This window comes from Enteractinococcus helveticum, assembly GCF_020742345.1.
In the GTDB taxonomy this organism is placed as follows: Bacteria; Actinomycetota; Actinomycetes; order Actinomycetales; family Micrococcaceae; genus Yaniella; species Yaniella helvetica_A.
Genome location: NZ_DYXC01000021.1, coordinates 1 through 10,332, shown reverse-complemented (window position 1 = coordinate 10,332; position 10,332 = coordinate 1). Strand labels below are relative to the sequence as shown.

8 protein-coding genes are annotated in these 10,332 nt (G+C 57.8%); 1 reads left to right on the top strand and 7 read right to left on the bottom strand.

Going from position 1 to position 10,332, the window contains the following annotated elements:
• Positions 1-424: 424 nt before the first annotated feature.
• From K8V32_RS01245 to K8V32_RS01230, 4 genes are all read right to left on the bottom strand, one after another.
• Positions 425-556: a hypothetical protein gene (locus K8V32_RS01245; RefSeq protein ID WP_303901659.1), complete on the bottom strand. Its 132-nt coding sequence runs from the start codon at positions 554-556 to the stop codon at positions 425-427.
• Positions 557-1,141: 585 nt separating this feature from the next.
• Positions 1,142-2,008, bottom strand: coding sequence for a DUF4097 family beta strand repeat-containing protein (locus tag K8V32_RS01240; protein ID WP_303901656.1), 867 nt, complete (start codon positions 2,006-2,008; stop codon positions 1,142-1,144).
• Between the two features lie 2 nt (positions 2,009-2,010).
• On the bottom strand, positions 2,011-2,685 hold the full coding sequence (locus tag K8V32_RS01235) for a response regulator (protein ID WP_303901653.1): 675 nt from the start codon (positions 2,683-2,685) through the stop codon (positions 2,011-2,013).
• Complete coding sequence (locus K8V32_RS01230) at positions 2,673-3,950, bottom strand: sensor histidine kinase (protein ID WP_303901650.1); 1,278 nt, start codon at positions 3,948-3,950, stop codon at positions 2,673-2,675. Before K8V32_RS01230 ends, K8V32_RS01235 begins: the two co-directional genes overlap by 13 nt.
• A 121-nt stretch (positions 3,951-4,071) precedes the next feature.
• Between K8V32_RS01230 and K8V32_RS01225 the strand changes: the two genes are divergently transcribed.
• Positions 4,072-4,569, top strand: a complete 498-nt coding sequence (locus tag K8V32_RS01225; protein WP_303901647.1) for a DUF3237 domain-containing protein — start codon at positions 4,072-4,074, stop codon at positions 4,567-4,569.
• A 46-nt stretch (positions 4,570-4,615) separates the two neighbouring features.
• Here K8V32_RS01225 and K8V32_RS01220 read toward each other — a convergent pair whose 3' ends face one another.
• From K8V32_RS01220 to K8V32_RS01210, 3 genes are read right to left on the bottom strand one after another with little or no spacing between them, the layout of a single operon-like run.
• A complete protein-coding gene (locus K8V32_RS01220; protein WP_303901644.1) occupies positions 4,616-8,128 on the bottom strand; it encodes a 2Fe-2S iron-sulfur cluster-binding protein in 3,513 nt (1,170 codons plus the stop codon).
• Positions 8,125-8,379, bottom strand: coding sequence for a sarcosine oxidase subunit delta (locus K8V32_RS01215; protein WP_303901641.1), 255 nt, complete (start codon positions 8,377-8,379; stop codon positions 8,125-8,127). Before K8V32_RS01215 ends, K8V32_RS01220 begins: the two co-directional genes overlap by 4 nt.
• Positions 8,380-8,405: 26 nt before the next feature.
• Positions 8,406-9,683: an FAD-dependent oxidoreductase gene (locus tag K8V32_RS01210; RefSeq protein WP_303901636.1), complete on the bottom strand. Its 1,278-nt coding sequence runs from the start codon at positions 9,681-9,683 to the stop codon at positions 8,406-8,408.
• Between the last annotated feature and the right edge of the window lie 649 nt (positions 9,684-10,332).

The window sequence follows — 10,332 nt, the reverse complement described above, 5'->3', positions numbered from 1 at the left end:
ACCGGGGGTGAGATCCACCGGACTCCACCATTTGGTGGCCACCGGGACAGTTGAAGATTCAGAGCGAACGGTATGCACGAGGTTTCCTTGCTTGGTGACTTACACTGATTTCACCATAAACCCTCACCTGCTGCGTCGCGCGAGTGAGGGCGAGGTCGTGCAATGATTCTTCGGTGCGCCAGCCCACACGTCTACCACCTCAGTGGCTGAATCTCCCGGCGCTAATTTCGGCATGTGCTCGATATCTCCTGGTGATCGTAATCGCAGATCGTCGCCATGAAAATCGGTGGTGGTTTGCGGTCCATAGTCAGTAGCGGTGCCGTGAGGATGAACAGGACGGGGACGGCGATGATTTGAGCCCGATATTTGCCGCGTTGGGGCTGTTATTTGGTCAGTTCTTCTTCGTCATCGCGGGGCCGAAAGCTCAGATGCCCAGCCCGGTGGCACCAAGGATTAGACCGCCTAATATAGAAGGGTTTTGAAACCACAGAATGACCGGGGTGATTCCGGGAATGCCGAAAAACGCTCGGCTTACGGTGTCAGTTGATGACATCATCTCTGGTTATTTCTACAGCGGCGATTTTGCGAACCAGTGCGACGGAGCCGGTCTCAATGGTTGGTTCCAACGAACCGGTGCGGCCAACAGCTACAGCACAACATTGCCAATTTTTGAGGACAACGATCTAGTCGAGGACAATTGATTCTGCATTGAAGGTCCAGGTGTGAACGCCAGCCGAGGCTGTCCCTGTGGTTTCGGCAGTCGCCGTTTGGTCGAGGGAACGTAGGGGTTTTGGCTACCAAAATACAACCCGAACCGGCATCGAGTGATGTACGACAGTTGAACGCTTCGGCTTTTGTCGTAGTGAGGTTTGTAGTAGTCGCCCGGTACTCGAAGTACGGACTCAACTGGCCGGTGGCGCCTTGCCCGGTGACCGTTAGCTCGCCGTCCACGGTCGTATCCGGGCTCATCCTGGTCAGGACTGTAGCGGTATCCGCCAGCTGTCAACGCCAGTATCTTCTGGCGCTGACGTCGAGCAGGCGTGCGTTGGTGGTGTTTCAACGCACGCCTCAATAAGAGCAGCTGATTCTAGTAAGTGGTGGTTTTCGCTTCTCTTGAGTTTTGGGTCCCTTCTGACCTGGGCTATTGCTGAGCTGGTGTTCCGGGCCGCAGGGTCACATCACCAACCGCCAGGTCGATGGTGATTCGGTTGGCCGCATCCGGTGCGGTGCGTAGAGTATTATCCAAACTTGCCGCGGAAATGTCGGAAACCACGGCGTATTCGGCGTCGGGCAGTTCAAGGATCAGTTGGCCGGCACTGGCGTCAATGTCCGTTGTGGTCGGGGCAGTCCCGGTGAGCTCGGAGGCTATTCGCCCGGCGGAAATTTCAAATGCTGCAGCCTCAACATCAGCAAGCTGGAAGTTGGCATTACCGGCGTTGACCTCGGTCTGCAAAGTACGGGCGGCGCCTGCAACGTTGATTTCTCCGGCGTTGAGTTCAACGGCTAGGTCATTGAAGCTACCGCTGACGTTGAGCTGACCGGCGTTGAGATCCATTTCAGCATTGAGACTGCCATCGTTGAGTTCCTGAGGCAGGGTCACGGTAACGTGGGTGTCGTCGCAGTTGAACCAGCACCAGGACCACCATTGGTCTGGGGCGTTGATGGCTAGGACATCGCCGTCCCGGGTTAATTCCCACCGGTTTGCATACTCGCCCGTCGCATCCAAGGTAGCCTGATCGACGTCGTCGAACAGAATATCCACCCGGCCGGCATTCGAGTTGAGCTCCAATTGCGTTACCCCGCTGGTATGAGCTGTTTGGTTGACCGAGCCTTGGGAGGACAGCCCGATAATCGAGGTAAACAAGGTGGTCACCAAAATGCCCACCAAGGCGATGGCGCCGACGACGGCGATGATGATCATGATGGGTTTGGTGGCCCCCGAGCGTCGAGGTTCTGGGCTGGGTGGGGCTGGTGGTTCGGGTTGCGGGTACGGGGTGTAAGTGCTCATGACTAGTCCTGTCGTGGCTGCGGGCTGGCAGCCTGGTTTTCGATGTGTGCCAGGGCGGCCAGAACGCGGCGGTTGCCGGTGCCGTCGGCTTCAAGTTCAAGTTTTTGGAAGATCGCGGTGATGTGTTTTTCGACGCTGGCTTCGGAGAGGTGCAATAGTTCGGCGATGGCCTGATTGGATTTGCCTTCGGCCACGGCTGCTAGCACGGTGCGTTCTCGTGCGGTGAGGCGCTGCATGCGGTTGTCGTGATTGGAACGGGTCAATAACTGTGCCACCACTTCCGGATCGAGGATAGTGCCGCCGGTGCGGATTTGTTCCAGGGATTGCACAAAATCCGTGACATCTGCGACCCGGTCTTTGAGCAGATAGCCCAGGGCCGGGGTATGCGTGGAAATCAGTTCGGAGGCGTAGCGCTCTTCGACGTACTGGGAGAGCACCAGCAGCGGTAGGTCAGGATATTGCTCACGGATTTGCAGTGCCGCCCGGATACCTTCATCCGAGTAGGTTGGTGGCAGGCGCACATCCAGGATGGCCAGATCCGGCATATCGTGTTCTAAGGTGGCAAACAGTTCGGTGGTATCCGGTAGGGCGGCTGCGACGTCGTGGCCGGAGTGTTCCAGCAGGCGCACGAGGCCTTCACGCAGTAACACGGAATCTTCACAAATTAGGATGCGCATGGCACGCTCACTTCCAATGCTGTTGGCCCGCCGGCGGGGCTATCTACCTGAATCGTACCGCCGGCCGCCACGACCCGGTTGGTGATGCCATCCAGACCGCCACCGGGAACCACGCGGGCGCCGCCGGTGCCGTTATCTTCCACCCGGGCCCAGATATACGGGCGGCCTGTCTCGTCGTCGCGCATGCGCACGGTGACCCGAGCTTCGGAGGCCCGGGAGTGTTTGGCAGCGTTGGTCAGACCTTCGGCGATGGCAAAATAGACGGCGGCTTCTGTTGCCCGGTCACAGCGGTAGGGCAGCCGGACATCTAGGCTGACGGGAATGTGCGAGCGGCCAGCCACCGCGGACAGTGCAGCATCCAGGCCACGATCATCTAACACCGAGGCGTAGATGCCGCGGGTTAGTTGGCGCAGCTCGGTGATGGCCGCCTTGGTTGACGTGTGCGCCTCATCGATGAGCTCTTTGGCCTGTTCAGGCTGGTCATCAATGTGTTGTTTGGCCAGGCCGAGGGTCATGCCCAATGAGACGAGTCGCGGTTGGACGCCGTCGTGCAGGTCGCGTTCAATACGGGTGCGTTCCACCTCTGCGGCACGCATGGCACCTTCGCGTTGGACGGCGGTGGTGCGAACGCGTTCGGTCAGATCAGATTCGCGAGCGGTTGCCCCAATGATCGCGGTGGCGATGGTGCGGTGCAGGAATAACATCCCGACGATTACCCCGGCACACACGAGTGCTAGCAGCACCAGCAGGGGAGCGTAACTGGACTCGACGTGGATGCCAAATGCGGTGGTAACCGTCTCGGCATCGGTGAGCGGCGTAAAAGCGGCAATGATCAGGGCGATCATGTACCGGAAAGCGCCGATCATAACGGCACCCATCAGCGATGCTAGAACGAAGTTTCCCAGGGCCGCCCACATGCGACCGTGTACGAAGTTGGCACCCAGGGAGCGCAGGTATCCGCCGAACGTCGCCTCGGTGCGCGGGTACCAGTTCAGCGGATGGGCGGGAATGTCATAGAGGCTGGCGACCCGCTCAATTTCAAGCCAGGCCAGGCCGAAGAGCACGTAGAACACACCCAGCAGGACGATGGCGCCCAGGCCGAGTAAGAACAGCATGCCAAGACCGAGGCCGATCGCGCCGAGCAGCAGCCCAATGACCGCCCAACCGAGCGTGCCAAGTACCGCTAAATGTAACAGGGTCAGGCCCAGCCGAAGTGGCGGGCGCGATATGGGGTGGGTCCCCGGAGGTGTTGATGTTGAAGTCATGCTTTAACAGTATGGTTCCGCAGATCAAACCAACACCGTGGCAACCGGAGACTTCGATTATGGAAAACCCGAAAGTTTATGAGCTCAGCCATAGTCGCAAGGTTCTAGCTACCCTGGAACTATGACAACACCTTCACATACAGCCAGTCAGCCAGAACCGCCCGAACTCGAATATTTTGGCCGTCTCAACATCGAAGTTTCCGCCCCGGTCGAAGTGGGACGCACGCACGCTGGACAACGCAGGGTTATTCCCATCACCGGTGGCAGCCTGACCGGTCCCAACGTTTCGGGCACGATTCTCAACGCTGGCGCAGATTTTCAGGTGATCCGCAGCGCCACCGAATCGGATCTGGACGCTCGGTACATCATTGAACTTGACGACGGCGCACGCCTGTTCGTGATGAACAATGCCTATCGGACCGGCTCGGCCGAAGACATCACCGCGCTCGCCGAAGGCCACGAAGTGCCCGCCGAGAGAATCTATTTCCGCTGTGCACCCCGCTTTGAGGTAGCCGACAGTGACACGTCCTCGTGGCAGTGGCTGGAATCCACGGTGGTCATTGGGTCTGGACGGCGCAAACCCGATGCGGTGATCATTGAGCTGTGGGTTGTGCGTTAAATACTGTGGTGGCCGACCCAGCTGGACCGGCCACCACAGTGTTGTTTTAGTTCGAGTAGGCCATCGTGTAGCCAACTTCGGTTAGGCGATATTCTGCACCTGCATCCAGCAGCGTATCCCACAGGTACTGACCTGAGGAGCGCTCGCAGTGGACCAGATAGCTGCGGGTGCCATCGACGTCGTCGCGAATAATATCGGTGACCACCCCGGCAACACTGCCGCGCAGGGCTGACCCATCGGGCACGATATCATCGGATAGCTCCAACGAACACAACTTCTTGAGCACGGCTGCTGCTTCAGCCCCGGTAACCCGGAACAGTGCGCGACCGTGAGTCAGATCCACCACCGTGGTTAGCTCAGTGGCGTTATCTGCCATGTGCTGTAGCTGGGTGATCATGGTCTGTTGTGCCCCGGGCTCACCCAGAATATGCCACTGACCTGGCCCAGAACCGACCACCAATGTGCCATCTTGGCTGCGATGGGTTCGGCCAAAGCCGGCCTGCAGTGTATCTGCGGTTGACCCGGTCAATGCGCTGCGAACTTCAATCTTGGTCAGCACGCTGACGTCTTGGATGGTCAGGGGACCAGAAGCCGGTTGTGCCGAGACTTCCCAACCGGCAAGTAAGGTCGTGGCATCCCCTACCCGAACCGGGCTGCGGCCGATGGGTTCGCTGAACTCCACGAGTGCCTCTGGCCGGCTGTTATTATCCAAGCGAGTGCCTTCGGGATCGACCGCGGTTAGGCCCTCCATGATCTTGGCATGGATAGTGGTACCGTCAACTTGACGGATCGTGATGATTGTCCCGGGCTGGGCCAGCGACTTGTCGACCTGGGCCAAACAGATTGACCGGTTCAGGGTCGGGGAGAACCGCGAAGAGGTGATGCGCCCGGCAATGGTCCCATTACCATAAACCACCTGACTGGCTTCTTCTGGCACCACATGGGTATCAACCGGTTGGACCGCAACCAAATTGGTGCCACTTTGGGTTTCTTGTTGCCAGAGCAGTTCCGGTTTGCCCACAAAGTCTTCTTTATCGAGTTTCACCGCCCAATCCAGGCCGGCACTGTAGGCCTTGGTCAGTCCGTCAGTATCCTGACCGACAATCAGGTGCCCGGCTTCTAGTCGCAAAATACGCTGAGCTTCGAGACCAAATGGTCCCACGCCAAGATCTTTTCCGACTTCCAACAGGGTCTCCCAAACATGTAGACCGTAGGCGGCTGGCACGTGAATTTCGTAGGAGAGTTCCCCGGTGAACCCGATCCGCCACAGAATCGAATGCTCAACTCCAGCAACCGTTCCGGTGCGCACCTCCATATATTTGAAGGCCTCAGCGGCAACATCCACATCGGTCAGCCGCGACAACAGTGTGCGCGAATGCGGGCCAGCAATGTTGATACTGGTGTAGGCGGTGGAAACCGGGGTCGCGTTGACCTGCCATTCTGGGTGGAAGGTCTGCAACCATTCTTCAATCCAGTCCCAGACGCGTCCGGCGCCACCGGTCGTGGTGGTCATCAGGTAGCGGTCTTCATCCAGTCGAGCAGTCACGCCGTCGTCCATGACCACACCATCTTCAGACACCATGGCACCGTAGCGGACCTTGCCGATACCCAGCTTGGACCATTTATTGGTGTAGAGCAGATTCAACAGTTTTGGCACATCAGGTCCGCGCAGGTCGATCTTGCCCAGCGGGGAGACATCGATAATGCCGACGCCGTCACGAACCCGACGCACCTCAGCCTGCGGGTCGCCATAGTGTTCCGGGCGAATCCACTGACCGGCCACCATCGGTTTGGCACCGTGCGCCTCGTGCCACGGCTGGATCGACGAGTAGCGAACCGGATCGTATTTCTGACCGGCCAGTGCACCCAGTGTCACTGGAGCATACATTGGCCGCCAGGTCGTCGTCCCGGACTCGGCGATGGTCTTCCCGGTGGCTTCAGCGACGACGGCGATAAAATTCACCAGCTCGATCTTGCCCTGTAACGGTCCCATGGTCACGGTGGTAAAGCGTTTGACCAACTCGACCGAGTCATAGCCTTCGGCCACCGCAGCCTGCAGATCCGAAGAGGTGATGTCTTCGGAATAATCCACAAAACCGTGGGTGGTTGACCGGAACAGTTCAGGGTGCTGCGGTACCGGCAACGGTGGGACGTCTGGCAGGTCCTGTGCCACGGGGGCTGCAGGGTGTCCTGTCACAGTTGGTGCCGAGGCGATCTTCAAGCTGCGCTGTTCCAAAGCGTGCACTGCGGCACGGGCGCCAACGGCGGCACCGTGATCGCGTAGCTGCTGCACGGTGCCATCACCGGAAATCCCACCGGCCGCATACACACCTTCCTCGGTGCCTCCGGGAAGGAAACGTGCCGCTTGCGGTTCGTAATAGGGCTTATCACCCGACATATTGAGCAGCGAGGTCGGAGCAGTCCAGCCCACAGCGGTCACCAGCAGATCAGCGGCAATCTTTTGGCCATTCGACAGTTCAACAGATTGGACACGACCACGTCCGGTTGCCCGAACCACCGTGTCACCCTGGCGAGCATCAACGACGGCGACGACCTCAACCCCAGCATTTCGCAGATCTTCAACGGTTGCATCACCTTCGGGGTTCGCAGTCAGCACGACCGCACGGCCCCCCGGGCGCACCGAGTACAGGTGGATCAGCCGACGTGCTGCCGTGGAAAGCATGACGCCGGGCAGATCGTTGCCTTCAAAAACATAAGGACGCTCCAAGAGACCGGCGGCAACGACGAGGCTGCGGGCGCGGGTCTTGATCATTCGTTCGCCCATGCCTGGTTTCGGGGACCGTTGCACAACGGCCAGCCAATTGTCATCGTAGCGTGCTGCCACCGTGGTGTTGGTGTAGACGGTGATGTTCGGGTTGGCCATGACCTGGGAGCGCAGTTGGCGGGCTAGCTCGCCGTCGGACCAGCGCAGATGACCACCGAGTTGATGATCTTCTTCAACTAACATGACGGATGCGCCCGAGGCTGCAGCTGCCAGTGCCGCTTCCATCCCCGCGGGTCCACCCCCGGTCACCAAGACGTCGGTGTGAGCATAACGCTTCTCATAGGTTTCTTCCGGCCGTTGTTGTGAGACTTTCCCACCGTGGACGAACCCACGCAGTACTCGCTGATAAGCGGGCCGCAGGAAGTCAGGTTTCATGAACGTCTTGTAGTAAAACCCAGGTCCCAGGAATCGCGCACCCAGTTGGTTCACAGCGCGAATATCGTATTTCAGCGACGGCCAGGTGTTCTGAGAGGTGACGTTCATGCCGTTTTCGATCTGACGGTGTGCACCGCGCACGTTTGGTTCGTCGTCGACCTGCATAATCGTTCCCGGATCGTGCAGGGTTCCGGTCAGCACGCTTCGTGGGCTATGGTACTTCATCGAACGCGAGAACATGCGCTCACCGGCGGCATACAGGGCCGAGACGATCGTGTCACCCTGGTACCCAGTGTACGTTTTGCCATTCCAGGTAAACGTGACGCGCTGGGACCGATCAATTTCCTCATTGGGCTGTGTCCCTAGACGCAGCGGTTGATTGTGATCAGACGGGGTCATCGAACGTCTCCTTCAGAACGGATGGCTTTATTCGCAAACGTGTCACGGTGCAGCATGAAGAATTGGCGGCAACCAGCCGAATGGAACCACTGCTCTTTGACGACACCCCACGCGTTATCGCGGAAGTACAGGTAGTCGGCCCATTGCTCTCGGGTTGCGTTGGCAACATCAGGCCGCGGTGGTCTTTCACCGTACTGTTTGAATTCGGTGGCATTGCGTAGCCCGCACCACGGGCAGTTGATTTGCATCATAACGTTGCTCCTTGTCGTGACTCGGGCTAGTGGCCAACCGCGGCTGCACCCTTCTCACCGACCAGCTGGCCGGATGAGAAACGTTCCAAACCGAAGCCTTGGATAATTTCTGGACGTTTACCGGTGGCAATGGTCTGGGCCATCGTTTCACCGGCAACCGGGCCGGCTTTGAAACCGTAGGTTCCCCAACCGACGTCAACATAGAAACCCTCAACTTCGGTCTCGCCCATAATTGGCGAGTAGTCCGGGGTCATGTCACACAGCCCAGCCCACTGGCGTAGCAGGCGCATCTTCGATAGTGATGGCATCAAGCTGAGCACATTGGTGGCCAGGCCTTCTACGAATTCCAAGGTGCCACGCATTGAATACGAGGTAAATGGGTCGACACTGGCGCCAAAGACCAGCTCACCGCGGTCGGTCTGGCTAACGTAAACGTGCAGTGTTCCCGAGACGACGACGGTGCCCAAGAATGGCTTGACCGGTTCGGTCACTGCTGCCTGTAGCGGCGAAGTGGTCACCGGCATCCGTACCCCGGCCATATCCGAAATCAAGGACGCCCAACCGGCAGTACAGTTGACCGCTGTACCGGTGGCGATGTTGCCTTTATCCGTACGAACCCGGGTAACACGACCATTTTCGACGTCAATGCCGGTGACTTCGGTGTGCTGGATAATGTGCACACCCATCTCGTGTGCAGCACGGGCATAACCCCAGACCACCGCGTCGTGGCGAATGGTACCGCCGGGTGGGTGGTAGAGCGCACCGAGTATGGGATACCGGGTGTCTGTGGAAATGTCAATGTAGGGGACGAGCTCTTTGATCTCATCTGGCCCAATGACTTTGGAATCAACACCCTGGACCTGGTTAACCTGCGCGCGCCACTGCATCGTGCGCATACCGCCGTCATCGTGGGCCAGCGACATGTGGCCCATCTGGGAGAACATCAGGTTGAAGTTGAGTTCTGACGAAAGCTGTTCATAAAGTTTCAACGAACGATCATAGAACTTCACACCTTCGGGTGTCAGATAGTTCGACCGCAGAATCGAGGTGTTTCGACCCGAGCCACCAGCACCAATGTAGTTCTTATCGATCACCGCGATATCGGTAATGCCATGATTCTTCGCCAGATAGTAGGCGGTTGCTAGCCCGTGAAGACCACCACCGATAATGACGACTTCATAGCTGTCTTTCATATCTGGTTCCGACCAGATTTCAGGCCAATCTTCTTGAGTGAGCCCTTTGGAGAATAGCTGGAAGGCGGAATAGCGCGAACGTTTCTTGCCGGGATGTCTATTATTCACCACGCGTATCAAGTCCTTTAAGTACGAGAATGCTCGTTATGGTCTACGGTGCCGTAGCTGGTACTTTGAGTATCCTTCGGGATCATTTCAGATTGAAGAATGCCCATTTTGCTGCCGTGGATTGTGTCCTGCGTTACAGTTGCTCACCAGGTTGCCACCGGCGATGTTCCTAGTCAAGGTTGAAAGAACATGCCCGATTTTCAGTTCCGGGTGAGGTTAAAGAAGACTAGAAAACCCGCCTGGCTTGACTAAATAGCAGAATCTTGCGTGCTTACGTGAGGCGAATTGTGTATATCGTTCTGCAAACAAAAATGATCGCCCCTGAAACAGAAAGAGTGAGGTGTTGTTGACGGCGCCTCATCGGGTGGGCGTGTCAGTCCTTTCTGTGAAATCTGGTCACCCAGAGTCATTGGGGCAAATGTCCCGCTCTGGAGCAGCATCGCTGGTGGTGCTCATGAGGTCAAGCTGACAGGAATCCGCTGATGGCTTTGCGAATTGGCGGGCAAATTATCACTCACCCCTAACTTGATTGAAGACGGATATGCACGCGAATACTTTTCCGATTGTTCTCGCTGCACTTTTATCGCTCGGCCTGATTGGTTGTCCTCAGAGGTGTCCAAAACCGTGAATGAGATCGATAACGGTTTCCGAC